Genomic DNA, 22,914 nt, shown 5'->3' on the forward strand with positions numbered 1-22,914 from the left:
GGGTGACGTTTCAAGCTGTTTTACCTGCAACCCCAGATGCAAGTGCCGGGGTCAGACCCTCAGGGTCTGACCCCAGTCTTCGTTCTGGGGTTCGATTTATCCAGCCGGGATAATATCGATCCGATCCGTACAAAACCCGTCGACACCCCAGCCCAGCAGCTCGCTGGCCCGCTCCGGCGTATTGACGGTATAACAGAACACACCAAATCCCGCTTCTTTGACAAGCTGCACCTGCTCGCGTGTCAGCGGCGTGTGATCGCAATGGATCGCCACTACGTCCAACTCGCGCGCCTGCGCCAGCCAGTTTTCCGGCAACTCCTCGACCAGCCAGCCGCGCGCCAGTTCGGGCGCCGCCGTGCGGGCGGCTTCGAGTGCGGCGATGCTGAATGACGACAGCAAGGGCAGCTGGCCGCCACTGGCAAAATGCTGGCGCGTCAGCCGCGCCACCACTTCGCCTGTCCGCACCTCATGGCCCGGCGCCGGCTTGATTTCGATATTCATCCAGATGCCCTGCGCCTTGCAATACGCGACCACCGCATCAAAAGCCGGCACGCCCTCGCCCGCAAATTCCGGGCCGAACCACGTTCCCGCGTCCATGGCCGCCAGCTGTTCGGCCGTGTAGTCGGGAATGCTGCCGCTGCCGGCGACCGTACGGCCCAGCTCCACGTCGTGCACCACGACAGGCACGCCGTCTTGCGCCAGCATCACGTCGAACTCGACGGCGCGGTAGCCGTGGGCCAGGCCGCAGCGCAGGGCGGCAATCGTGTTTTCAGGGGCCAGCGTGCCGCCGCCGCGGTGCGCCAGGGTGCGTGGATATGGCCACATGGTGATCCTTGCTTGATGATGATGGACTTGCATCATCGCGTGCCAGCGCGGCCGTGTAAAGAGCACACCAAAGGGCACACTGCTGCGATTGGCGCCGTGCCAGCCCCGTTTCGTCGCACGGGCGTTGCGCCGGCCGCGCGAAGGCGACACAATGACTTATCGATCACACATTCAAAGCGCATATGTCCAGCCCGACCATCCCCTCAGTCCAGACCGTGCCGTCAGTCAGGCGCCGCCGCTCGCGCTACTACCGCATGCTGCCCGATATCCGCTATGCGCTGGCGCTCAATGTGATCTGCGCGCTGGTGATCACGTATATCCTCAATCCGGGCAGCCACCTGGGCCAGAACCTGATCGCCTCGATGTGCATCGGCGGCATCGCCTTTGTGCTGATCGACGGCGCGCGCCTGACCTTGTGGGGCCCCGACGAGCGGCCCAGGGCGCTGCCGTTCATCGCCATCATTTTGGTGTCAGTCCCGGCGGCGCAATGGCTGGGCATGCATCTGTTCGTGTGGCTGACCGACGTCAAGGTACGGGCCCTGACCACGCTTGATCCTGCCGACATCGCGGCCAACCTGGCCTTCACGCTGGTCGTGACCGGCGCCGCCGTGCTGTTTTTCTCCAGCCGCGAAAAGATGTCGCGCCTGCAGACGGCGGCGGCGCAGGAAAAAGCCCGCGCCGAATCCGTGGCGCGCCAGGCCATGCAGGCACAACTGCAACTGCTGCAGGCGCAGATCGAACCGCACATGCTGTTCAATACCCTGGCCAACCTGCAGGGGCTGATCAGTTTTGATCCGGACCGCGCCCAGCTGCTGCTCGATCAGCTGATCCAGTACCTGCGCGCCACCCTCAGTTCCTCGCGCGCCGGCACCACCACGCTGGGACAGGAGTTTGCGCTGATGGAAGCCTACCTGGGCCTGATGGCCGTGCGCATGGGTGCGCGCCTCGCCTACACGCTGGACCTGCCCGACCAGCTGCGCGATATCAAACTGCCGCCGATGCTGCTGCAGCCGCTGGTGGAAAACGCCATCCAGCACGGCCTGGAGCCGAAGATTGAAGGCGGCCATATCAGCGTGCGCGCCAGCGTCGACGGCGGCACGCTGACCTTGACGGTGGCCGACGACGGCCTGGGTCTCGATCACCCTGGCCAGGCCAAGGGAAGCCACAAGGGCACCCACCTGGGCGTGGCGAATATCCGCGAACGGCTGCAGGTCATGCATGGCGATGCAGCCGGCCTGTCGCTCGATGCCAATACCACTGGCGGCGCGACCGCCCGCCTGACCCTTCCCTTTCAACCATCCATGATCACCACGACGCCATGACCGATATGAGCAACGCCACCGCGACCGTACGCGCCCTGATCGCCGAAGACGAACCGATCCTTTCTGCCGCCCTTGCCCACGCCCTGCGCCGGCTGTGGCCCGAATTGCAGATCGTCGCCACCTGCGCCAACGGCGTGGAGGCGCTGCAGCAGGGCCTGGCCCTGCGCCCCGATATCCTGTTCCTCGACATCAAGATGCCGGGCAAGACGGGGCTGGAAGCGGCCGAGGAGCTGGCCGAACAATGGGACGACGGGCAGCAAGGACAGGATGGCCGGCCCTTCCCGCAGGTCGTGTTCGTGACCGCCTACGACGACTATGCGCTGGCCGCGTTCGAACAGGCGGCTGCCGATTACGTATTGAAACCCGTCAACGACGCGCGCCTGGGCAAGACGGTGGAGCGCCTGAAACAGCGGCTGCAAGTTGCCGCGCCAGCGCCAGCATTCGCCACGCCCGCGCCGGTGCCGGCAGCTGCTCCTTCCGACGACAACCTGGCCCGCCTGCTGGCCCAGCTGCAGGCACTGACGCCGCCGGCGCCGCGCCTGCAAATGGTACGGGCAGCCGTCGGCAACAGCGTGCGCATGATTGCGCTGGCCGACGTGGTGTATTTCGAAGCGCTGGACAAATACATCAACGTGGTCTGCCGCGATGGCGAAGCGCTGATCCGTACCAGCCTGAAGGAGCTGTTGCCGCAACTGGACCCGCAGCAGTTCTGGCAAATCCACCGCGGCACCATTGTCAGCGCCAACGCAATTGCCAGCGCCGTGCGCGACGAGGCCGGCAAGCTGTCATTGACCTTGCGCGGACATCCGGCGCAACTGCGCGTCAGCCCGCTTTACGCCCATCTGTTCCGCCAGATGTAAAGTGCGCTAGTGCAGTTCGTGCTTGAGGTCCGACAACTCATCGTGGACCTTCAGTACCGCCTGCTTCATTTCAGGCGTCAGCCTGGCGGCCGTGCCGCATGCCTTCTTGGCGCGGTCGCCCAGCGACTCCATATTGTCGACGGCCTGGCGGATGCGCGCGTCGTCATGCGCATCGATCGCCTGGCGCACGGACGCTTTTTGCTGGTCCAGCTGGTTGATGCAGTCTTTCAGGTCCATCGGCATTTCCTGCGCGCTGCCGCACAGTTGCGCCGCCTGGCCGATGGCCTGCTCGATGGCGCCAAAGCGCCGTGCCACTTCGTTTGCTTGCAACATGATGATCCTCCTCGCGTGATATATGCAGTTGGATCACCGAAGCGGCGCCAGGTTCCCCCGGCAGAGATCAGCCGGCCGCTTCGCGCGCGCCCAGCGGCTGCAGATGGCGCAGCCTGAGGGCGATCAGCACGCCGCCGCCCAGGCACACGCCCAGCATGGCGACCACGCCGGTCCAGCCGTCGAAGCCCCACATCATGCCCGAGGCGGAACCGATCAGGCTCGATCCCAGGTAGTAGAACAGCAGGTAAAAGGCCGAGGCCAGCGCCTGCGGCGCGCGGGCGCGGCGGCTGACCCAGCTGCTGGCGATCGAGTGCGAGGCAAAGAAACCGAAGGTGGCCAGCGCCATGCCGAGCACGATCGACGGCAGGTAGTCGAACAGCGTCAACGCTATCCCCGTCAGCATGACCGACAGCATGATCCACAGCACGCCGCGCCGGCCCAGCCGGTCGACCAGGCGGCCGGCCCAGACCGAGCTGAAGATGCCGATCAGGTACAGAAAGGCCAGCAGCCCGACCGTGCTCTGGCGCAGGCCGAACGGCGCGGCCAGCAGGCGGTAGCCGATATAGTTATACAGGCTGACAAAACAGCCCATCAGCACGAACGCCAGGCAGAACAGCCACGGCAGGCCCTTGTCTGAAAAATGCTGCTTGACGGCATGCGGCAGCGCATTCCAGCCGCGGGTAGAAGGCACGAAGTTCTTCGAGGCCGGCAGGCTGCGCCAGAATTCCGCCGCCGCCAGCACGCCCGCCACGCCGAGCACGCCGAGCGCCCAGCGCCACGACAGAAAGTCGCTCAGCATCGACGCGATCAGGCGCCCCGACATGCCGCCAAACGCGCTGCCGGCAATATACAGGCCCATCGACAGTCCCAGCGACGGCCCTTCGATTTCTTCGCCCAGATAAGCCATCGCCACCGCCGGCATCCCGCCCAGCGCGATGCCCAGCATGGCGCGGATCGCCAGCAGCTGCGCGTAGTCCTGCGCAAACGCGGAGAGGATAGTCAGGATGGCGGCCGAGAACATCGACGCCACCATCAGCGGTTTGCGGCCGTAACGGTCGGACACGGCGCTCAGCAGCACCAGCGAGACGGCCAGCAGGCCGCTCGAAATCGACAGCGACCAGCTGCTTTGCGCCGGCGTCAGGTGGAATTCGTGCGACAGCACCGGCATCAGGGGCTGCACGCAGTACAGCAGGCTGAAGGTGGAAAAGCCGCCGAAGAACAGCGCGCGGTTGCTGCGCTTGAAGGCGGGCGTGCCCTTGGCTATCGCGGTGCGCGGCCCCGGGGTGGCCGGTGTTATGGGCGCGGCAGGAGAAACGGTAGTGGACGAGGCGGCAAAAGCTAGCGGTGAGTCGGACATGACGGTGTTCGGAAGGAGGCGAGATTTCATCATAGGATTGCCAACTCATATCGTCCAATATATATTTAAGGCCTATCTCATACTTTAAAACGATTACTGGACGGACTATGGAACTGCGCCACCTGCGTTACTTTGTCGCCGTCGCCGAAGAACTGCACTTCACGCGCGCGGCCGAGCGGCTGCATATCGGCCAGCCGCCGCTGAGCCAGCAGATCCAGGCGCTGGAAGCGGAGCTGGGCGCGCAGCTGTTCGAGCGCAACAAGCGCTCGGTGCGGCTGACGGAAGCGGGCCGATTGTTTCTGGAGGACGCGCGCCGCATCCTGGCGCTGTCGGAACAGGCGGGCGTGACGGCGCGCCGGGCCCAGCGCGGCGAAGCGGGCGAACTGCGCATCGGTTTTACGTTTTCCACGCCATTTACACCGTATTTCGCCACCGTCATCAACCGCTACCGCCAGCAGTTCCCGCACGTGACATTGACCCTGCACGAGATGGCCACCCTGCATCAGCTCGAAGCGATCAGCGCGCGCAGCATGGACCTCGGTTTCGTGCGTCCGCCCGAAACGGCCTGCCCCGGCGATATCCGCCTGACGCAACTGCGCCAGGACCCGCTGTTCCTGGTACTGCCGGTAGCGCACCGGCTGGCGGCCAAGCCGGCCATTGCGATTGCCGACATGGCTGGCGAAGGGTTCGTGATGTATCCGAAGGATGCGGGTACCGGCATCTACCCGCAAATTTTCAGGCTGTGCAAGGCGGCCGGCTTCGTGCCGGACGTGGTGCAGGAGGCGGGCGAAGCGTCGACCATTATCGGCCTGGTGGCGGCCGGCTGCGGCATCTCGGTATTGCCATCTTCTTTTGACCGCATCCGCATGGACGGCGTGTGCTACCGCCCGATCGCCGATCCGCAGGCCACCACCAGCCTGCTGCTGGCGCAGCGCGAAGAAGAGACGTCGCCAATGGTGGCGGCCTTTGTCAAGCTGGCGGAGGAAGCCGCGCTGGAAGGCGGCGCCTGAGCGCGTGATCCACCACCGAGGCGCAGCTCCATCAGTTCCAGCATGCCCGGCAGGATAGGCCACCCGGTTTGGTTTGCTTGTTTGGAGGCGGCGTTACTGGCGGCGGAACGTGGCGTGGCCTGAGTTTGCAGCATCAACCCAAGAGCAGGGACCGGGATCGGCCCCTCAGGGTCCGACCCCGCCCTTTCGCCGTCAGGGTTAAAAGTGCCGCGTCAGCTAACGCACAACGCAATTCGTCTCTGCGCCACCGCCCGCGCAATCTCGGCGTCGTGCGTCACCAGCAGCACCGCGCAGCCGCTGTCGCCGGCCACTTCCAGCAGCAGGTTCAACGTCTCCTGCTGGGTGACGGGATCGAGGCGCGAAGTCGGTTCATCGGCAAAGATCAGGGCCGGTTTCAACAGCAGCACGCGCGCCAGCGCAAAGCGCTGCAGTTCGCCGCCCGATACCTGCGACGGCAGGCGGCCGAGCAGATGGTCGCCAAGCCGCAAACGGGCCAGCAGTGGCGTGGCCGCGTCCCATGTCAGTCCATGCAGCGCCAGCACATCGGCCAGCGCCGTGCGCAGGGTCACGGTGGGCGCAAACGCCGCGGCCGGGTCCTGGCACAGCTTCTGGAACGCCGTGCGCGCCAGGCCTGTGGCGCGCGTGACCGTGCCCGCATCGGGCCGCACGAGTCCCAGCAGCAGGTTGCCGAACGTGGTCTTGCCGGCGCCGCTCTCGCCCGTAATCGCCACCACCTCGCCACGGCGGATGTCAACGCTGATGCCGGAGAACAGGCAACGCTTGCCAAACGATTTTGCCGCCTCGCGGACATGTGCAAGCACCTCGCCTGGCGCACGCACGGCAGCGCGCACCGGCCAGCTTGCCGGATCGGCCGCCAGCAGCGCGCGCGTATACGCATGGGACGGCTGCGCCAGCAGTTGCGCCGCCCCGCCCTGCTCGATGACGCGGCCGTCCAGCATCACTGCCATCTCGCCGCCGAGCGCGCGCGCCAGCCACACATCGTGCGTAATGCACAGCACCGCCATGCCATCGTCCTGCGCCGCGCGCAGCATGGCCAGGAGTTCGGCACGCTTGCCGCTGTCGAGGCCCTTGGTCGGCTCGTCGACAATCAGCAATCTGGCGCCGGCCGCATGGGTGGCGAGAAAGGCCACGCGCTGCGCCATGCCGCCCGAGATCTGGTGCGGATACAGGCGCGCCGCATGCTCCATGCCCAGCTGCCGCAGGTCGCGCAGCGCCGCCGCGCGCGATCGATCGGCAGCCAGGCCCGCCACCAGTTGATGCGTTTCCGCCACCTGCCGCTGCACGCGCATGGTGGGGTCCAGCGCCAGCCACGGCTCCTGCGGCAGCAGCGCCACTTCGCGGCCCCACAGGCGCTGCCGCGATCGCTGGTCGGCCGCGTCAAACAGCGCACCAGCAATCGTGATCGCGCCTTTGGCATGCAAGCCATTGGCCAGCGTGCCCATAATGGCCTGCGCCAGCAGCGACTTGCCCGAGCCGCTTTCGCCCAGCAAGGTCAGTGCGCCGCCGGCCGCCACGCGCAGGCTGACGCCGTCGACGATGGCCTTGCCGCTGGCGGACTCGATCACGCGCAAGCCCGCCACCTCAAGAAAGACCTTATTCATGGCGACCGCCGCTCAGCATCAACCCCAGCATGGTGAAAAACAGCAGCGCCACCGGCGCGCCCACCAGCCACGGCGCTTCGCTGTAGTACGGCAGCAGTTCGATCATCATCACGCCCAGTTCGGGCGTGGGCGGCTGCAGGCCGACGCCGATAAACCCCAGCGCCGCCATCGCCAGCACGGCGCCGCCGAAGCCGAAGCGCATCAGCGTCGCCAGGCGCGGCAGCAGGGCCGGCGCCAGATGGCGGCGCAAAATGTACAGCGGGCCAAAACCGAGAAGGCGCGAAGCTTCCACCTGCGGGCCGGCCAGTAGAAGCGCGGCAGCGCTGCGTGTGACGCGGAAGTATTCGACCCACAGCGCCAGCGAAATACCCACGTACAGAGGCCAGAACTGGCCCGGCGCAAACGCGGCCAGCAGCAGCACCAGCAGCAAGCCCGGCAAGGCCAGCACGGCGTCGGCCAGCGCGCTCAAACCGCGATCGAGCCAGCCGCCGCGCCAGGCTGCCAGCAGCCCCAGTACCGTGCCCGGCACGGCCGCGCTCAATACGCTGACCACCGCCATCGACAGCGACAGCTGCGCACCGTAAGCCAGGCGCGCCAGCATGCTGCGGCCCAGGTGGTCGAGGCCCAGCGGGTGGGCCAGGCTGGGCGCTTCGAGAAAGCGCGACAGCGTCTGGCGCGCCGGATCGATGCCGACCAGCCAGGGTCCCAGAAGCCCAAACGCGCCGGTCGCCAGCAACAGGATCACACCGAACCGCTTCATGCGCGCCTCGCACGCGGATCGAGCGCGGCGCACGCCAGGTCGACCACGCAGTTAAACAACACGAACATCAATCCCAGCACCAGCGCCGTGCCCTGTATCATCGGCACGTCGCGCGCAAAGATGGCGTGCACCAGCGCGTGGCCGATGCCGGGCCAGGCAAAGATGGTTTCCACCAGCACCACGCCTTCGACCAGGTACACCAGCTGCACCGCCGTATAAGCGACCACCGGCGTGGCCACATTGCGCGCGCCATGGCGCAGCAATGCCTGGCTGGCGGACAGGCCCTTGCCGAGGGCAAATGCGTAGTAGCTCGATGTGCGCACGCCCATCATTGCATCGCGCGCCACGCGGGACGACACCGCCGCCAAGCCCAGCGCCAGCGTCAATGCGGGCAGCATCAGGCTGCCCCGGTCCGCATGGCCGGCGGCCGGCAGCGCCTGCATCTGCACGGCAAACGCCAGCACCAGCAGCAGCGCCAGCACGAATGGCGGCAAGGCGCGCAGCAAGACGGACAGCGCCAGGTTGACGCGGTCGAACCAGCCGCCGGGACGCAGGCCGGCCAGCACGCCGGGCAAGGGCCCCAGCGGCAGCGACAGCAGCACCGCCATCAGCGACAGGCGCAAGGTCTGGCCCAGCTGCAGGCGAATTTCATCGATCACGGGTTGGGCGGTGACCAGCGAGACGCCCAGATCAAAACGCAGCAGCCTGCTCCACCAGTCGGCCAGCGCAGCCAGCGGCGCGCGGTCCAGTCCCAGCTCGATGCGCACGGCCTGCGCGGCAGCCGCGTCGACCATGTCGTAGCCATAGCGCCCGGCCGCGATGCGGTAGGCGGTGTCGCCGGGCAGCAGGCGCGTCATGAAGAAGCACAGCGTGCCGACCAGCAGCGCCACCAGCAGCGTCTGCACCAGCGCCTTGAATAGTGTCTTCATGCGGATGCTTTCCAGGCCAGTGCCGAGATGCGGTAGCTGCGTTCGAACGGGTCAATGCTGGCACCCGTTACGCGGCGCGACACGGCCATGGTCTGGCGGTACCAGACGACGGGGATGACGGGCAGCCCTTGCTGCAATTGGCCGGCGATACCGGCGCGCAGGCGGGCCGCCTCAGGGCTGTCCGCCACGACGCCACCGCTGGCCAGGCGCGCCAGCGCGTCTGTCAATGCTGCGCTGTGCCAGCCCATGGCGCCCCAGTCGCCGCCATCGGGACCGTAATCGTCGGCCAGCGTGGCGACCGGATCGGGCAGGCTGCCGAAATTGCGCGCCACCAGGCCGATTTCGAGCGCACCGCTGCGGTGGCCGGCCGGAATATCGCTGGAGTTGCCGACCACGACTTTTACCGCGATACCGATCTGGCGCAGCTCTTCCTGCACCGCGGTGGCGATCAGGGGCAGCTCCGGGCGGTCGACAAAGGTGGTGAGAATAATCTCGAACCGTTTTCCGCCGCGCCGCGCGATGCCGTCCGCGCCGGGAATAAAGCCCGCCTGGCGCAGCAGCGCCCGGGCCGCCGCCGGGTCCGAACGCAGCGGCGCCATCGTCTTCTGGTACCACAGCGCCAGCGCTGGTGGAAACAGCTGCGTGGCGCCCAGGTCCGCATCGCGCAGCAGCGCGCGCGCAATGCCGTCGCGGTCGAGCGCCAGGCTGATCGCCTGCCGCACGCGCACATCGGACAAAAGCGGATGGCCGGCGTTCAGTTTCAAAAACGTGGTACGCGGCAGCGGCGCCGCCACCAGCTGCACATTCTTCTGCTTCAGCAAGCGGCGGATGCTGGGCGGGTCCAGCGTGAAGGCCAGGTCGGCCTGGCCGCTTTGCACCATCAGCGTGCGCGTCTCGGCGCGCGAGACGCTGATATAGCGCGCACGGCGCACCAGCGGCGGCTCGCCGCGCCACTGCTCGAAAAACGCCACGTCGAACTGCTGTGGCAACGAGATGCTGGTGATGCGATACGGGCCGCTGCCGACGATGCGCAGCACGCGTCCGTCCGTGCCGTATGACGACGGCGCCAGCACCTGCGTGCCGGAATGGGTGAACAGATACGGCAGCGGCGCATATGGCTGCGCCAGCGTCACTAGAATAGCGCCGCGCGACACCGCCATGCTGCGAATGCGCGCCAGGCGCAACACGCCGGGCACGGCCAGCGCGCGTGTCAGCGACGCCAGCACGGTGCCGGCGATCAAAGGCGAGCCATCGTGGAACAGCCTGCCCTGTTCGATAAAGAAGCGCCATTCCAGGCCATCCTTCGACACTTCCCACTCGCTGGCAATCGCCGGCAGCAGCCGGCCCTGGTCATCCGCATCGAGCAGGGTCTGCGCCACTTCCATGCGGGTAAACATATAGCCGCCACGCGAGGGTTCGAGACCGGTGAGTTCCCATGGTCCGACCACGGTGAGGGTATCGCGGCTGGCAGGGACAATGGCCGCGTGCTCGCTGAGCGGACCGTCATGCGCGTCGGCTGATGGCAGATGCAGGGCCGCGCCGGCTGCCAGCAGCCGCGACAGGCGTACCAGCGCATGGCGGCGCGGCGTCAGGCGCCTGCAATGCTCTGTCATATAAAATGCAGGCCCGAATAGTTGAACCAGACCGGAGCCATTGCATGATCTTTATCTTTCACCTGACCGACAAACCCGACAGCGGCCAACTCCGCGCCAGCGTGCGGCCCGAACACAAGGCCTACCTGGGCCTGCAGGCCGAGCGCATGGCGTTTGCGGGGCCGCTGACCAGCGACGACGGCGCGACCATGATCGGCAGCCTGCTGGCCATCGATTTCGCCGACCGCGCGGCGGCCGAAAGCTGGCTGGCCGATGAGCCGTTTACCAAAGCCGGCTTGTATGGCGAAGTGAAAATCCATGCGTTTAATAATTTGTGGCCGCAGAAGGTGGGGTTTCCGGCGTAAATCAACCCCGAACGGCGAAAATGCCGGGGTTGGACGGGGACGCCTAGTCCCTGAGAGTCCGACCCCGGAATTTGCCTTTGGGTTGAAAAAATTACGAATAATCCGCATCGAGCTCCGAGCCCGCATAATTTTCCAGGTCCTCGAACAGGCTTTTCATGCTGGCGCGCGTGAGGATTTTATGCACCACGGTGCAGCTGCGGCGGTACGAGGCAATGCGCTCCAGCAGCACCGGGTGGTGCTGCGCCGGCACCTTGGCCACCAGCGCCGCCCAGCCCTCTTCGAAGTCGGGCTTGTTCTTGCGCACGGAGCGCACGAAACGCTCGAACTCCTTCTGGCCGGTGCGGGCGATGATGCGCCCGCCCCCTTCGATGGCGAAGATGATGGCCAGCGCGATCACGCCTTCGGCATTGAGGTCGCTGTCGCTGACCGGGCCGTTGTCATGGTGGCGGCGCAGCCAGCCGGCCAGGCGCACCACGGCCTGCACTTCCTTGCGCTGCTGCAGCTGCACGGCGTACTTTTCATGGCCGGCCCAGTTCTGGTTCGGGTCCGCCTGGCAGATATCGACGAACAGCTCGCGCAGGCGGCGCGCCATGTAGACCGGGTCCTGGTCGTACTCGCCGACCAGCGCGTCTTCGGGCAATTGCGACAATTCCTTGATCAGCCGGAAGCCCACCTGGAACGCGTGTTCGGCGCCATGTTCGACCAGGAAATCGAGCGCGGCCTGGTCGTTTTCCAGGTGCAGCGCGTTTTCCAGGCCCAGCGAGACGCAGCCCACGGTCAGGTACAGCGCCTTCTGGATGCCGTCGGCCGTGCGTTCGTTGGTGAACTTCTCGGCCACCATCGCCGTGATGCCCGTCAGTTCATCGGCCAGGTTCAGCGCCGCGTCCTCGCGCGCATCGCCCGGCAGCAGCTTGATGGCGCGCACCAGGCGCGGCAGGTTCTCTACAACTATTGCTGGCAGCATCAATCAATCCTTGTATTCATCACGAGAAGATACCGGTGCCCACGCTGCGGCGCGCGCCGGCGCGTGGTGCGCTGCGCGTGCTCGGCACTTGCTTGCGCAGGCGGTACAGCAGCTCCTTGGTGCTGCGCTGCAGGATGGTCGGCTCTTCGTCCGGATCGTCCGTGTATTCCGCGTCGGCCAGGTCGGCGCTGTGGCGGAAGTCGGGGAACAGTTCGAACAGCGCGCGGTCCCAGCCATCTTCATTGGCCTGCGCCAGTTCGATCGCCAGCGGCACGACGTCGTTGTCGGACGAAGTCACGCCCGTCACGTACGGTCCCTTGATGACGATCTCGCCCGCCACTTCCAGGATTTCCTTCGGTGCCATCGAGAACAGGATGGCAAACGCGGTGGCGCCCCAGTCGGTGGCCGACGCTTCGAGCAGCAGTTCGCGGCGGCGCTCCGCGTCGTCGGTGGAAAACACCACGCCGTGGATATGCGCGAACAGCGCTTCGGCGATGCGTTCCGGATCGTCCTCGATCTGGTCGTCGCTCCAGGTGGCGGCGATAAAGGCCAGGCTGTCGGCCCAGGCCTTGGGCGGCACCAGCAGCGTCGCCAGCGACATCTTGCCGCCGTCGAAACCGGCCAGGTGCAGGGCCGTCACTTGCGGCGGGATCGCGCTCAGCACTTCCACCACGGCCAGGTCGCCGTACTGGTCGGCCGCGTCGGCAAACGCCTGCTCGGCGTGGCCGAGCGAACCCGACAGCACCAGCTCGGTCACCTGTTTCGTCAATGCGGGCAGGTTGCTTTTCTGTTCTGCGTTCTCTTTGTTATCGGCCATGGTCATCTCCATCCTGGTCAAACATCTGGGCGAAATCGTCGGTTGCCTGGTCATCGTCGTGATCGTCGTCGCCGTCGTCGTTGGCGGCCAGCTGGTCGAGCGACTGGTCGTCGTCGTCCCACAGGCGCGGGTTCTTGTGCAGGAATGCCGTGATGATGGCCTGGCGCGCCAGGTCCGGGAAGCTGTCTTCGATGGCGGCGTACATCTTGGCCGCTTCGGGCGCGGCGCACGAGGCCATCGCAAATACGCGCGCGTTGTCGCCGAATTCGTAGTCTTCGCTTTCGGCCAAGAGGCCCTTCGGGTCGCTGAAGGTGATATGGTCGACCAGCGCGAAGGCCAGCATGTTCACGTCTTCGATGCCGCCGCCGCTGGCGTATTCGCCGACCAGCGCGTCGACCATGCTCTTGTAGTTCTTGCGGTTCGGCGGATCGCCCAGGATGCCTTCGATCTGGCCTTCCAGTTCACGCGACTGATAGGCGAATTCGGGGTGTACTCTTCTCATTGTGTGCTTTCCAATATGCTGCGCGGCGCCGCGGTGCAGGCGCCGTCGTTGTTGTTTTTCGGGGCTATGCCGCCGGCCGTTGCAGGCCAGGGGCCTCAGTCTGCGGGCAGCGTCGTGCCATGCAGGCGGAACACGCCGCTCCACAAGGCATACGCTTCCGCTTCCGGGTCGATGATGATGCGGTGGTTGACGCTCTGGTCGTACTCGGCGCGCTTGACCGGGTCGGCCAGGATTTCGTACGCCTTGGTCACGCTCTTGAAGCGCGCTTCGGCGCCGGGGGCCTGGTTGCGGTCGGGGTGAAAGCGCATCGCCAGCGAACGGTACACCTTCTTGATCTCGTCATCGCTGGCATTGGGGGCGACACCGAGGACGTTGTATAGATTTTCCATGGCAGGCTCCGGAGGCACGTTTTTTGCAAATTAAAGTGCGATTATCCTATAGAACGGCTTGCGCGTCGCTGCCACCCCACTTTACGGCTGAAAATTGCCCCGGAAAAAGAAGCGGCGGTACGGTAAAATGCTCTTTACTGTCACTCTTCCAGCATTGATCAATGAGCAACGATAAACCGAATACCGCCGCGCCAGCGCTGGCGCCCAATTTTTTGCGTAACATCATCGAAGCCGACCTGTCCGCGGGCACGCACGTGCGTCCCGGCCTGCCGCAGGTGATCACGCGCTTCCCGCCGGAGCCGAACGGCTACCTGCACGTCGGCCACGCCAAGTCGATCTGCGTCAACTTCGGCCTGGCGCGCGACTACGCCGGCCAGTGCAACCTGCGCTTCGACGACACCAACCCGGCCAAGGAAGAGCAGGAATACGTCGACACCATCATGGACAGCGTGAAATGGCTGGGCTTTGACTGGGAACCGAAACAGGCCGACGGCCAGAGCCATCTGCACTACGCCAGCGATTATTTCGACCAGCTGTATGCGATGGCCGAATACCTGATCACGGCCGGCTATGCCTATGTCGACAGCCAGAGCGCCGAAGACATGGCCGCCAACCGCGGCAATTTCGGCCAGGCCGGCAAGAATTCGCCGTTCCGCGACCGCCCTGCCGACGAGTCGCTGGCGCTGTTCCGCGCCATGAAGGCGGGCCAGTTCAAGGATGGCGAACATATCCTGCGCGCGAAGATCAGCGAAGACGCGATGAGTTCGCCGAACATGAACCTGCGCGACCCGGCCATCTACCGCATCCGCCATGCGCATCACCACCGCACGGGCGACGCCTGGTGCATCTATCCGATGTACGACTACACGCATCCGATCTCGGACGCGCTGGAAAACATCACCCATTCGATCTGCACGCTGGAATTCCAGGATCACCGCCCGTTCTACGACTGGCTGCTCGATACCTTGTCCGCCGGCGGCTTCTTTGCCCGCCCGGTGCCGCACCAGTACGAGTTCTCGCGCCTGAACCTGACCTACATCGTCACCAGCAAGCGCAAGCTGCGCCAGCTGGTGGAAGAAAAAATCGTCGACGGCTGGGACGACCCGCGCATGCCGACCCTGGTGGGCATGCGCCGCCGCGGCTATACGCCGGAAGCGATCCAGCTGATGTGCGAACGCACGGGCGTGACCAAGTCCGACGGCTGGATCGACTACAGCGTGCTCGAAGGCTGCCTGCGCGAGGACCTCGATCCGAAGGCGCCGCGCACCGTGGCCGTGCTGCGTCCATTGAAACTGATTATCGACAATTTCCCTGAAGGCCAGGGCGTGGAGTGCACGGCGCCCGTGCACCCGCACTTCCCCGAGCGCGGCCTGCGCACCTTCCCCATCACGCGCGAGCTGTGGATCGAGGAAGACGACTTCATGGAAGTGCCGAACAAGGGCTACTTCCGCCTGTATCCGCCGATCGACGGCAAGCCGGGCAGCCGCGTGCGCCTGCGCTACGGCTATGTGGTCGAGTGCACCGGCTACGACAAGGATGAAAACGGCAAGGTCATCGCCGTGCATTGCAATTACTTTGAAGACAGCAAGTCGGGCACCGAAGGCAGCTCGACCTACAAGGTCAAGGGCAATATGCACTGGGTCAGCGCGCCGACGGCGATCGCCGCCGAAGTGCGCCTGTACGACCGCCTGTTTACCGATCCGCAGCCGGACGCGGGCGGCAAGGACTTCAAGCTGGCGCTGAACCCGCTGGCCAAGGAAGTGGTACAGGCCTGGCTGGAGCCGGGCGCGGAACTGGCCGAGCCGGAACAGCGCTTCCAGTTCGAGCGCCACGGCTACTTCGCGGCCGACCGCGTCGACAGCCAGCCGGGCAAGCCGGTGTTCAACCGCATCGTCACGCTGAAAGACAGCTGGCAGCCGGTGAAGTAAGCACTGCATGACCTCCCTGAAAAAACCGCTGCGGCGGTTTTTTCTTTTTCACAACCATTTTTCTATCAATAAAATATTGCCGGTTGACTAAAACAGCATGATCTTTGTATATTATGTTGCGATTGAATAATTTACAATTTCTTGGTGCCAATAAACGCGGCGCGGCGCCCGAACCCTTCCATTCCTGATGCCATGCCTGCTGCTGCCACCGGCGAGACCCCGCGCCCCTCCGAAAGAAAGCCGCTCTGGCTGCTCAGCTGCGTGCTGTCGCTGTGCGTCGGGCTGCTGTTCTACATGGCCGCATCGCGCTCGATCGACAATGATGCGCGCGTCCTGTTCGACAGCCTGGCACATTCCACCAAGCAAAATATCACCACGCGCGTCAAATCGTATGCCAATTTGCTGCGCGGAGCGGCCAGCCTGTTTCGCGCCAGCAGCCAGGTCAGCCGCGCGCAGTTTCATGACTACGTGGACAACCTGGACTTGCAGCGCAACTTCCCCGGCGTAATGAACCTCAACTACTGCGTGGCGCTCGGCGAAGCGCAGCGTCCGGCTTTCGAAACGGCCATGCGGCGCGACTATCCGCCTGGGCGCGATGGTTATCCCGCGTTTGCCATCGATCCGCCCGGCCCGCGCGAGCGGTATTCGGTGCTGCTGTATATCGAACCGATCGCCAGCGCACCCGAAAAATATGGCTACGATATTGCTTCGCGCCAGCCGATTGCCGACGCACTGGCCAGGTCGCGCGACACGGGAGCCATCAGCAATTCCGGCCTGCCCGTGCCGATGCCGGGCCGCCCGCAACTGACGGGCATGGCCATGCGCCTGCCCGTCTACCGCAATGACCTGCCGATCAGCAGCGTGGAACAGCGGCGCGCCGCCTACCTGGGATCGGTCGGCCTCGGCTACGACCTGGGGCTGATGGTGCGCGGCGTACTGGCCGAAATGCCGGTGCGTAACGTGCGCCTGACCCTGTTCGATATCGGGCAGCACGCCAGCGAACCGCTGCCGCTGGCGCGCGCTGCGCGGCCCGTGTACGACAGTGCCGCGGCCGGCCGCGATGCTCCCTGGTGGCAGCCGCCCGGTTCACGCAAATACCTGAGCAGCACCATGCTGATCGATTACAACGGCCGTGTCTGGCAAGCGTTGTTCAGCGTGCGCAAGAGCGATCTGTACACCCCGTTTGAAACCTATCTGCCCTGGCTGGCGCTGCTGGTGGGATTTACCGGCAGCATGCTGCTGTACACGGTGTTCCATACGCTCGCTTCGTCACGGCTGCGGGCGATCCGCATGGCCACCGTGATGACGGACGAATTGCGCGCCAGCCAATTGCGGCTGCAACTGTCGCACCAGAAGCTGCGCCGCCTGGCCGCCCATGCCGACCAGATCAAGGAAGAAGAACGCAAGCGCATCGCGCGCGAAATCCACGACGACCTGGGCCAGAATTTGCTGGTGCTGCGCATCGACGCCGACATGCTCGCCTCGCGCACGCAGCAGCGCCACCCGCGCCTGCATGCGCGCGCCCGCGCGACCCTGGGCCAGATCGACACCACCATCAGGAGCGTGCGCCAGATCATCAATGACCTGCGTCCGACGGTGCTGGACCTGGGCGTGAATGCGGCCGTGGAATGGCAGGCGGCGCAGTTCCGGCTGCGCACGGGCATCGCCTGCGAGGTCAGCGAAAGCCACTGCGACATCAGCATCAGCGACCAGTGCGCCACCGCCCTGTTCCGCATCCTGCAGGAGTCGCTCAGCAATATTTCCCAGCATGCCAATGCCAGCCGGGTGCAGATCACCCTGGAAAAATCGCGCGACAGCGTATCGATGACCGTGCGCGACAATGGCGTGGGCGCCGGGGTCGAGCGGCGCAACAAACAGGGCTCGTTTGGCCTGGTCGGCATCGAAGAACGCATCAAGCTGCTGGGCGGCACCTTCCTGATCGACAGCAGTCCCGGCGCCGGGATGTGCATCCAGGTCAGCGTGCCGCTGGACGCCGGCGGCGAAGAGGTGCACCGGCCGCAAGCGGCCGACTGACTATCGATCTGCAAGTCAGCACGCCGCGCGCGGCGGTTTGCCGGGCTTGCGCACGATCCAATTAGCTGCAATATTGATGGGAAACCAAGCGACCCCATCAAAATCATCCACCAGCCAGCATCTTTTTTCCGCACTTTCCCACGCAGTTTTTCATTGACACTCTTTCAAAGGACATTCATGGATACGAACGTTGATTTCAAGGCAATCGCCGAACTGAATCTGGACGCGATCAAGGTCAAACTGATGCACCGGGAGTCCGGCGAAGGCTGGAGCCTGGAGAAGGCCAATGCGGTGGAGTTCGAATACCGCCGCTTCCTGATCCTGATGAAACAGTTTCCCGAAGAGGAAACGGCGCCGCTGATGGATGTCGACACCTTCTGGCACTACCATATCCTCGACACGCTCAAGTATGCGGCCGACTGCCAGCAGGTGTTCGGCTATTTCCTGCACCACTTCCCGTATATCGGGCTGCGCGGCGAAGACGACGCCGCGGCGCACGAGCGCGTGGGCGAGCGCATGAAGCAGCTGTATGAGCAGACATTCGGCGAAGACTATATCCGTGCCGAGACGGCGTATTCGGGACGGGCGGTACAAGCCCAGGCAGCCTATTCGGGACGCGCAGTGCAGGCTGCCTATTCGGGACGCGCAGTGCAGGCAGCGTATTCGGGACGCGCGGTGCAGGCGGCAGCGTACTCGGGACGGGCGGTGCAGGCGGCGTATTCGGGACGGGCAGTCGGGGCGGCGGGAGCGGTCACGGCGTTTTCCAGCGCACCGGCGCTGGTCAGCGCGGCGCTGATGGCATCTTCCACTGCGGCACTGGCGCAGGGCGACGTGAAACGCTTGTATGCCGATCGTCCGGGATTACCCCAGGAGTAGGCGCAAGGCTGGCGCGTCAGGACAGTGCGAGGGTATTGCATAAGGATATTGCAGAACACAACGTGACGTTCTGGCTGCCGCACGCGGCAAGCCGGCTTGCAAGCAGACGGCAGCTCTCAGTTTGCCGTCTGTAGGCGCACTCAGGCAGCCATCAGTTCGCGCAGTTCGCGGATGCTGAAGTCGCTGATTTCATGCATGCGGATCAGGATGGTGGCGCCGATCGGCAGGGTATTGTGACGAATCTTGCTGATGACCGGTGGCGCCACTTCCAGCGCGCGCGACAGGGCGGCGTCGTTTTTCAGCTGCAGCTTGTCGATGATGGCATCGAGCACGCGGTTCGGGTTGTAGGTCGGCAGTGAGGTGATTTGTTTGAGAGACATAATTGAGAATCCGTACTTGTTGTATTAATGCAAAAAAAAGACTGGTCGTCGCTTTTGCGCTAATTCAGGGTAAACACACTAAAAAGCGCCATTGCTTGTACGGCGTTTAGCCGACAGACAATATAATACACTTAATTGTTGATTTTTGCTTAACTTAAGCCGAAATTGTGACAATTGAAGAGAATTTGCGCGTTTGGAATGTGCTAGAGGATAACTCAAAACACCAAGGTTTGCTGGAAGCCATCTTTTTCTGGCAGGGCAGTTCAATGGGCTGGCAGGGAGACGGGCAACATGCGCGGCAGCCATGTTGCAAGAAAGCTACAGCGCATGGACGCCGCAGCCGGATGGCGATGCCGGCAGCGATGCCGTCATCGCATGACGGACAAGTTCAAGCCTTCTTCTGGCGCACCCGCTGCTGCTGCTTTTCCTGCGTCTGCTGGCGGTTCTTCTTTTGCTCGAACAGCGTGACGGCGTCTTTGCTGGCCTGCTCCAGCGTGCGCATGGCTTCGTGCGCATCGTGCGGCACGAAAAATTCGGCGTCCTGCGCCGCGACCACCAGCTTGATGGCGGCCTCGTCGTCGAGGTCATACAGTTCCGTCAGGACGGTGGTCACTTCGTCCAGGAATTCTTCGTAGGTCAGGGTAGTCATGGTGTAATCCTTGGTTGATCAGGCGCGCGGCAGACAGGCTGGGCAAGTTCCCGGCCCGTGGAAAGCGTGGAAATAACCGGCCATTTTAACTGATGCCGGGCGTGCCGTCTGTCAGCATTTGCAAGGCATCCGCCACGCGCGGGTAGCACAGGCGCACGCCCAGCTCGCGCTTGAGGCGGGTGTTATCCATGCGGCGCGATTCGGACATGAACGACAGCAGCATCGGCGTGACCACATGCCTGAGCTCCTCGCGCGGCAGGCGCGGTGGACGCGGCAGGCCGAAGGCATCGGCCACGGCATCGAAATACGCCGCCATTTTCATGTCGCTGTCATCGCTGGCGTGATACAGGCGTCCGCCCCCTTTCAGGCGCCACAGCGCGCGCAGGACGATGCGGGCCAGGTCATCGGCATGGATATGGTTGGTGTGCACGTCGTCCGGCTCGGCCAGCGCCGGCGTGCCTTCGCGCAAGCGTTTCAGCGGCAGGCGGTCGGCCGCATAGATGCCGGGCACGCGCAGGATCGCCAGGCGGGCGGTGCGGCGCGCACCCCAGGCGCGCAGCACGGTTTCGGCGTCCAGGCGGCGCCGCGCGCGCGCGTTCGATGGCGCCGGCGTGCGGGTTTCATCGATCTTTTCTCCGCCACAATCGCCATACACGCCGCTGGTGCTCACATACACCAGGCGCGCGCGCTCAGGTAAAATGGCGGTCAGATTACGCGTACGCCGGTCCAGCAGGCCGGACGCCTGCGGCGGCGCCAGGTGCACGACCCACGGCGCCAGGCCGGCCAGCCGGCGCAAGCTGGCGCGGTCATCGAGGTCGGCCACGACCGGTATGGCGCCCGCGGCGCGCAGCTCGGCGCAGCGCTCGGGCCGGCTGGTGACGGCAAAGACGCGAAAACGCGAACGCAGCAATGGCAGCAGGCGCATGCCGACATCGCCGCAGCCCAGTATCAGCAGGCGCGGCAGTCCTGGCGCCTTGTGCAATGGTTGAATTAAACTGTTTTTCATCTCAAGGATTGTATGACTTTTCAAATTACTGTTCAGCCCAGCGGCCACCAATTCAGCTGCGAAGCGGACGAAACCGTCCTGTCGGCCGCCATCCGCGCCGGCGTGGGCTTGCCATATAGCTGCAAGAGCGGCGCCTGCAGCTCCTGCAAAGGCAAGGTCGTATCGGGCAGCGTCAAGCACAAAGCTTACCAGTCGCGCTCGCTGACGGAGGACGAAGCGGCGCAAGGCTATTCCCTGTTGTGCTGCGCCATTCCCCAGGGCGACCTGGTGGTGCAGGCACGCGAAGTGGCCGGCAGCGGCGACTACCCGATCAAGAAAATGCCGTCGCGCGTGACCACCATCGAAAAAGTCGCACCCGATGTGCTGGTATTGACCCTGCAGCTGCCGGCCAGCGAGCGCCTGCAGTACCGTGCCGGACAGTATATCGAAATCATGTTGCGCGACAACAAACGCCGCAGCTACAGCATGGCCAGCGCCCCCGTCGACGGCGGCCCGGTCAGCCTGCATATCCGCCATATGCCTGGCGGCCTGTTTACCGACCAGGTGTTTACCACCATGAAGGAACGCGACATCCTGCGTTTCGAAGGCCCGATGGGTACCTTCTTCCTGCGCGAAGACTCCGACAAGCCGGTGATCCTGCTGGCGTCGGGCACCGGCTTTGCGCCGCTGAAAGCCATCGTCGAGCACATGATCAACGAAAAATCGACGCGCCCGATCACCCTGTACTGGGGCGCGCGCCGTCCGCACGACCTGTACATGGATGCGCTGTGCCGCCAGTGGGCCGCCGACCTGCCGCAGTTCACCTATGTGCCGGTGGTATCGAATGCGCTGGAAGAAGACCAGTGGCAGGGCCGTACCGGTTTCGTGCACCACGCCGTCATGGCCGACCTGCCCGACATGGCCGCCTGCCAGGTGTACGCCTGCGGCGCACCGATCATGGTGGAATCGGCCAACAGCGACTTCGTCAAGCTGTGCAATCTGCCTGCCGAGGAATTCTACGCCGACGCCTTCACCACCGAGGCCGACCTGGCCAAGTAACACCTTCCAGGCAGCGGGGCGGCGCTGCAGGCGCGCTCCGCGCTGACGCCTGCCCACCACCCCGCAGTGTCTGGAAAGTTTTCATGTCTCTCGCCTCATCCGGCAACGGCTTCAGTGTCCTGCGCCACCGCAATTTCACTTTCTACCTGTCCGCCCGCGTACTGGGCACCCTGGCCGTGCAGATGCAAAGCGTGGCCATCGGCTGGCAGGTGTACCAGATGACGGGCAGCCTGTTCGACCTGGGCCTGATCGGCCTGGCGCAATTCGCTCCCTTCCTGCTGCTGATCCTGCCGGCCGGCCATATCGCCGACCGCTACAACCGCCGCAACATTATCGCCTGGTGCCTGACGGCGCAGCTGGCCTGCGCGCTGGCGCTGCTGGCGTTCACCATGACCGGCCTGTCCATCGTCTGGCCCGTGTTTGCCGTGCTGGTCCTGTTCGGCAGCGCGCGCGCCTTCATGATGCCCGCCACCCAGGCCGTGCTGGTCAACATGGTGCCGAAGGAAAGTTTCAGCCAGGCGCTCGCGCTCAGTTCGTCGAGCTCGCATATCGCCATCATTCTCGGTCCGACGCTGGGCGGGCTGCTGTATATCTTCGGCCCCAAGGTGGTGTACCTGATCTCGTCGGCGCTGCTGGTGCTGTCGGTAATCCTGATGCGCGCCACCACGCCGGCGCCGCAGGTCGTCAAGCGCGAGCCGGTCAGCTGGTCGACTTTGCTGGAGGGCCTGCATTTCGTGTGGTCGCGCCCGATCATGCTGGGCGCTATCTCGCTCGACCTGTTCGCCGTGCTGTTCGGTGGCGCCACCGCCCTGCTGCCGGCGCTGGCCCACGACGTGCTGCATATCGGTCCGACCGGCCTGGGTCTCTTGCGCACGGCGCCCGGCATGGGCGCGGCACTGTGTTCGGTATTGCTGGCGTTTTATCCGATCACGCGCCGCGTTGGCGCCTGGATGTTCGGCGGCGTCGCCGTGTTCGGCCTGGGCACCATCGTGCTTGGTTCGACCGGCACCTTCCTGGTGGCATTGGCGGCGCTGTTCCTGATGGGCGCCGGCGACATGGTCAGCGTCTATATCCGCCACCTGCTGGTGCAGTACGAAACGCCCGATGAAATCCGCGGCCGCGTCAGCGCCGTCAACTCCGTGTTTATCGGCGCCTCGAACGAACTGGGCGAATTCGAATCGGGCCTGACCGCCGGCTGGTTCGGCCTGGTGCGCGCGGTGCTGTTCGGCGGCGCCGCTACCCTGGCCGTGACCGGCATCTGGGCGGTGCTGTTCCCGGTATTGTCGCGCATGGACCGCTTCCCGCATCACGAGAAAGAAGAAGCTGCCAAGGCCGCGACGGGCACGGCGGCATAAG

At 64.8% G+C, this 22,914-nt stretch carries 23 protein-coding genes; 9 read left to right on the forward strand and 14 right to left on the reverse strand.

Annotation, left to right across the window (positions count from 1 at the left end; all coding sequences use genetic code 11):
- Window positions 1–96: 96 nt before the first annotated feature.
- Window positions 97–825, reverse strand: coding sequence for a glycerophosphodiester phosphodiesterase (gene ugpQ, locus RTQ46_RS04455; RefSeq protein WP_312434853.1), 729 nt, complete (start codon window positions 823–825; stop codon window positions 97–99).
- A 182-nt stretch (window positions 826–1,007) separates the two neighbouring features.
- Between ugpQ and RTQ46_RS04460 the strand changes: the two genes are divergently transcribed.
- Window positions 1,008–2,147 (forward strand): sensor histidine kinase, encoded by a 1,140-nt coding sequence (locus RTQ46_RS04460; protein WP_312434854.1) that lies wholly within the window; start codon window positions 1,008–1,010, stop codon window positions 2,145–2,147.
- The gene (locus tag RTQ46_RS04465; protein ID WP_312434856.1) at window positions 2,144–3,007 is read left to right on the forward strand and encodes a LytTR family DNA-binding domain-containing protein; all 864 of its coding nucleotides are present in this window, start codon (window positions 2,144–2,146) and stop codon (window positions 3,005–3,007) included. Before RTQ46_RS04460 ends, RTQ46_RS04465 begins: the two co-directional genes overlap by 4 nt.
- A gap of 6 nt (window positions 3,008–3,013) precedes the next feature.
- Here RTQ46_RS04465 and RTQ46_RS04470 read toward each other — a convergent pair whose 3' ends face one another.
- Both RTQ46_RS04470 and RTQ46_RS04475 read right to left on the reverse strand, forming a co-directional pair.
- Window positions 3,014–3,340, reverse strand: a complete 327-nt coding sequence (locus RTQ46_RS04470; RefSeq protein WP_312434858.1) for a hypothetical protein — start codon at window positions 3,338–3,340, stop codon at window positions 3,014–3,016.
- Between the two features lie 67 nt (window positions 3,341–3,407).
- Entirely contained in the window at window positions 3,408–4,697 is a 1,290-nt protein-coding gene (locus RTQ46_RS04475; protein WP_312434859.1) for an MFS transporter, read from the reverse strand.
- Between the two features lie 107 nt (window positions 4,698–4,804).
- Here RTQ46_RS04475 and RTQ46_RS04480 point away from each other — a divergent pair, with 107 nt between their 5' ends.
- A complete protein-coding gene (locus tag RTQ46_RS04480; RefSeq protein ID WP_312434860.1) occupies window positions 4,805–5,707 on the forward strand; it encodes a LysR family transcriptional regulator in 903 nt (300 codons plus the stop codon).
- 212 nt (window positions 5,708–5,919) lie between these two features.
- Here RTQ46_RS04480 and RTQ46_RS04485 read toward each other — a convergent pair whose 3' ends face one another.
- The 4 genes from RTQ46_RS04485 to RTQ46_RS04500 are packed head-to-tail and all read right to left on the reverse strand — an operon-like array spanning window position 5,920 to window position 10,631.
- Complete coding sequence (locus tag RTQ46_RS04485; RefSeq protein WP_312434862.1) at window positions 5,920–7,329, reverse strand: ATP-binding cassette domain-containing protein; 1,410 nt, start codon at window positions 7,327–7,329, stop codon at window positions 5,920–5,922.
- Window positions 7,322–8,089, reverse strand: coding sequence for an ABC transporter permease (locus RTQ46_RS04490; protein WP_312434863.1), 768 nt, complete (start codon window positions 8,087–8,089; stop codon window positions 7,322–7,324). The genes RTQ46_RS04485 and RTQ46_RS04490 overlap by 8 nt, the downstream gene beginning before the upstream one ends.
- Entirely contained in the window at window positions 8,086–9,018 is a 933-nt protein-coding gene (locus RTQ46_RS04495) for an ABC transporter permease (RefSeq protein ID WP_312434864.1), read from the reverse strand. Before RTQ46_RS04495 ends, RTQ46_RS04490 begins: the two co-directional genes overlap by 4 nt.
- Window positions 9,015–10,631: an ABC transporter substrate-binding protein gene (locus RTQ46_RS04500; protein WP_312434866.1), complete on the reverse strand. Its 1,617-nt coding sequence runs from the start codon at window positions 10,629–10,631 to the stop codon at window positions 9,015–9,017. Before RTQ46_RS04500 ends, RTQ46_RS04495 begins: the two co-directional genes overlap by 4 nt.
- Window positions 10,632–10,675: 44 nt before the next feature.
- Here RTQ46_RS04500 and RTQ46_RS04505 point away from each other — a divergent pair, with 44 nt between their 5' ends.
- Entirely contained in the window at window positions 10,676–10,975 is a 300-nt protein-coding gene (locus RTQ46_RS04505) for a YciI family protein (protein WP_312434867.1), read from the forward strand.
- A 91-nt stretch (window positions 10,976–11,066) separates the two neighbouring features.
- Here the strand turns inward: RTQ46_RS04505 and RTQ46_RS04510 are convergent, their stop codons facing one another.
- The 4 genes from RTQ46_RS04510 to RTQ46_RS04525 form a co-directional block, all read right to left on the reverse strand.
- Window positions 11,067–11,939 (reverse strand): DUF6178 family protein, encoded by an 873-nt coding sequence (locus RTQ46_RS04510; RefSeq protein ID WP_312434868.1) that lies wholly within the window; start codon window positions 11,937–11,939, stop codon window positions 11,067–11,069.
- A gap of 19 nt (window positions 11,940–11,958) precedes the next feature.
- Complete coding sequence (locus RTQ46_RS04515; RefSeq protein ID WP_312434870.1) at window positions 11,959–12,756, reverse strand: hypothetical protein; 798 nt, start codon at window positions 12,754–12,756, stop codon at window positions 11,959–11,961.
- Entirely contained in the window at window positions 12,746–13,258 is a 513-nt protein-coding gene (locus tag RTQ46_RS04520; protein ID WP_312434871.1) for a hypothetical protein, read from the reverse strand. Before RTQ46_RS04520 ends, RTQ46_RS04515 begins: the two co-directional genes overlap by 11 nt.
- Window positions 13,259–13,353: 95 nt before the next feature.
- Window positions 13,354–13,647, reverse strand: coding sequence for a DnaJ domain-containing protein (locus RTQ46_RS04525; protein ID WP_312434873.1), 294 nt, complete (start codon window positions 13,645–13,647; stop codon window positions 13,354–13,356).
- Window positions 13,648–13,808: 161 nt separating this feature from the next.
- On the opposite strand from RTQ46_RS04525, the gene RTQ46_RS04530 reads away from it, so the two are divergent.
- The 3 genes from RTQ46_RS04530 to RTQ46_RS04540 all read left to right on the forward strand — a co-directional run bounded on the left by RTQ46_RS04530 (window position 13,809) and on the right by RTQ46_RS04540 (window position 18,485).
- A complete protein-coding gene (locus RTQ46_RS04530; protein WP_312434874.1) occupies window positions 13,809–15,575 on the forward strand; it encodes a glutamine--tRNA ligase/YqeY domain fusion protein in 1,767 nt (588 codons plus the stop codon).
- 192 nt (window positions 15,576–15,767) lie between these two features.
- The gene (locus tag RTQ46_RS04535; RefSeq protein WP_312434875.1) at window positions 15,768–17,609 is read left to right on the forward strand and encodes a CHASE domain-containing protein; all 1,842 of its coding nucleotides are present in this window, start codon (window positions 15,768–15,770) and stop codon (window positions 17,607–17,609) included.
- Window positions 17,610–17,786: 177 nt separating this feature from the next.
- A complete protein-coding gene (locus RTQ46_RS04540; protein WP_312434877.1) occupies window positions 17,787–18,485 on the forward strand; it encodes a hypothetical protein in 699 nt (232 codons plus the stop codon).
- A 140-nt stretch (window positions 18,486–18,625) separates the two neighbouring features.
- Here the strand turns inward: RTQ46_RS04540 and RTQ46_RS04545 are convergent, their stop codons facing one another.
- The 3 genes from RTQ46_RS04545 to RTQ46_RS04555 form a co-directional block, all read right to left on the reverse strand.
- Window positions 18,626–18,865: a hypothetical protein gene (locus RTQ46_RS04545; RefSeq protein ID WP_029496207.1), complete on the reverse strand. Its 240-nt coding sequence runs from the start codon at window positions 18,863–18,865 to the stop codon at window positions 18,626–18,628.
- A gap of 388 nt (window positions 18,866–19,253) precedes the next feature.
- Window positions 19,254–19,514 carry a hypothetical protein gene (locus RTQ46_RS04550; RefSeq protein WP_312434880.1) on the reverse strand — a complete coding sequence of 87 codons (261 nt, stop codon included), beginning with the start codon at window positions 19,512–19,514 and terminating at the stop codon, window positions 19,254–19,256.
- A gap of 85 nt (window positions 19,515–19,599) precedes the next feature.
- Entirely contained in the window at window positions 19,600–20,520 is a 921-nt protein-coding gene (locus tag RTQ46_RS04555; protein WP_312434881.1) for an SDR family oxidoreductase, read from the reverse strand.
- A gap of 12 nt (window positions 20,521–20,532) precedes the next feature.
- On the opposite strand from RTQ46_RS04555, the gene RTQ46_RS04560 reads away from it, so the two are divergent.
- Together RTQ46_RS04560 and RTQ46_RS04565 are read left to right on the forward strand one after the other, a co-directional pair.
- Window positions 20,533–21,558 (forward strand): CDP-6-deoxy-delta-3,4-glucoseen reductase, encoded by a 1,026-nt coding sequence (locus RTQ46_RS04560; protein WP_312434882.1) that lies wholly within the window; start codon window positions 20,533–20,535, stop codon window positions 21,556–21,558.
- Between the two features lie 83 nt (window positions 21,559–21,641).
- Entirely contained in the window at window positions 21,642–22,913 is a 1,272-nt protein-coding gene (locus RTQ46_RS04565) for an MFS transporter (protein WP_312434883.1), read from the forward strand.
- Window position 22,914 lies beyond the last annotated feature (1 nt).

Origin of the sequence: Janthinobacterium sp. (assembly GCF_031995485.1) — a bacterium.
Classification (GTDB): Bacteria; Pseudomonadota; Gammaproteobacteria; order Burkholderiales; family Burkholderiaceae_D; genus Janthinobacterium.

Bases quoted from the DNA above. Each gene is read 5' to 3' on its own strand.
- RTQ46_RS04555 (WP_312434881.1), bottom strand. From the start codon at position 20,520: ATGAAAAACAGTTTAATTCAACCATTGCACAAGGCGCCAGGACTGCCG.
- RTQ46_RS04490 (WP_312434863.1), bottom strand. From the start codon at position 8,089: ATGAAGCGGTTCGGTGTGATCCTGTTGCTGGCGACCGGCGCGTTTGGG.
- RTQ46_RS04560 (WP_312434882.1), top strand. From the start codon at position 20,533: ATGACTTTTCAAATTACTGTTCAGCCCAGCGGCCACCAATTCAGCTGC.
- RTQ46_RS04470 (WP_312434858.1), bottom strand. From the start codon at position 3,340: ATGTTGCAAGCAAACGAAGTGGCACGGCGCTTTGGCGCCATCGAGCAG.
- RTQ46_RS04540 (WP_312434877.1), top strand. From the start codon at position 17,787: ATGGATACGAACGTTGATTTCAAGGCAATCGCCGAACTGAATCTGGAC.
- RTQ46_RS04500 (WP_312434866.1), bottom strand. From the start codon at position 10,631: ATGACAGAGCATTGCAGGCGCCTGACGCCGCGCCGCCATGCGCTGGTA.
- RTQ46_RS04535 (WP_312434875.1), top strand. From the start codon at position 15,768: ATGCCTGCTGCTGCCACCGGCGAGACCCCGCGCCCCTCCGAAAGAAAG.
- RTQ46_RS04465 (WP_312434856.1), top strand. From the start codon at position 2,144: ATGACCGATATGAGCAACGCCACCGCGACCGTACGCGCCCTGATCGCC.
- RTQ46_RS04480 (WP_312434860.1), top strand. From the start codon at position 4,805: ATGGAACTGCGCCACCTGCGTTACTTTGTCGCCGTCGCCGAAGAACTG.
- RTQ46_RS04505 (WP_312434867.1), top strand. From the start codon at position 10,676: ATGATCTTTATCTTTCACCTGACCGACAAACCCGACAGCGGCCAACTC.
- RTQ46_RS04510 (WP_312434868.1), bottom strand. From the start codon at position 11,939: ATGCTGCCAGCAATAGTTGTAGAGAACCTGCCGCGCCTGGTGCGCGCC.
- ugpQ (WP_312434853.1), bottom strand. From the start codon at position 825: ATGTGGCCATATCCACGCACCCTGGCGCACCGCGGCGGCGGCACGCTG.
- RTQ46_RS04530 (WP_312434874.1), top strand. From the start codon at position 13,809: ATGAGCAACGATAAACCGAATACCGCCGCGCCAGCGCTGGCGCCCAAT.
- RTQ46_RS04520 (WP_312434871.1), bottom strand. From the start codon at position 13,258: ATGAGAAGAGTACACCCCGAATTCGCCTATCAGTCGCGTGAACTGGAA.
- RTQ46_RS04460 (WP_312434854.1), top strand. From the start codon at position 1,008: ATGTCCAGCCCGACCATCCCCTCAGTCCAGACCGTGCCGTCAGTCAGG.
- RTQ46_RS04475 (WP_312434859.1), bottom strand. From the start codon at position 4,697: ATGTCCGACTCACCGCTAGCTTTTGCCGCCTCGTCCACTACCGTTTCT.
- RTQ46_RS04525 (WP_312434873.1), bottom strand. From the start codon at position 13,647: ATGGAAAATCTATACAACGTCCTCGGTGTCGCCCCCAATGCCAGCGAT.
- RTQ46_RS04485 (WP_312434862.1), bottom strand. From the start codon at position 7,329: ATGAATAAGGTCTTTCTTGAGGTGGCGGGCTTGCGCGTGATCGAGTCC.
- RTQ46_RS04495 (WP_312434864.1), bottom strand. From the start codon at position 9,018: ATGAAGACACTATTCAAGGCGCTGGTGCAGACGCTGCTGGTGGCGCTG.
- RTQ46_RS04565 (WP_312434883.1), top strand. From the start codon at position 21,642: ATGTCTCTCGCCTCATCCGGCAACGGCTTCAGTGTCCTGCGCCACCGC.
- RTQ46_RS04545 (WP_029496207.1), bottom strand. From the start codon at position 18,865: ATGTCTCTCAAACAAATCACCTCACTGCCGACCTACAACCCGAACCGC.
- RTQ46_RS04515 (WP_312434870.1), bottom strand. From the start codon at position 12,756: ATGGCCGATAACAAAGAGAACGCAGAACAGAAAAGCAACCTGCCCGCA.
- RTQ46_RS04550 (WP_312434880.1), bottom strand. From the start codon at position 19,514: ATGACTACCCTGACCTACGAAGAATTCCTGGACGAAGTGACCACCGTC.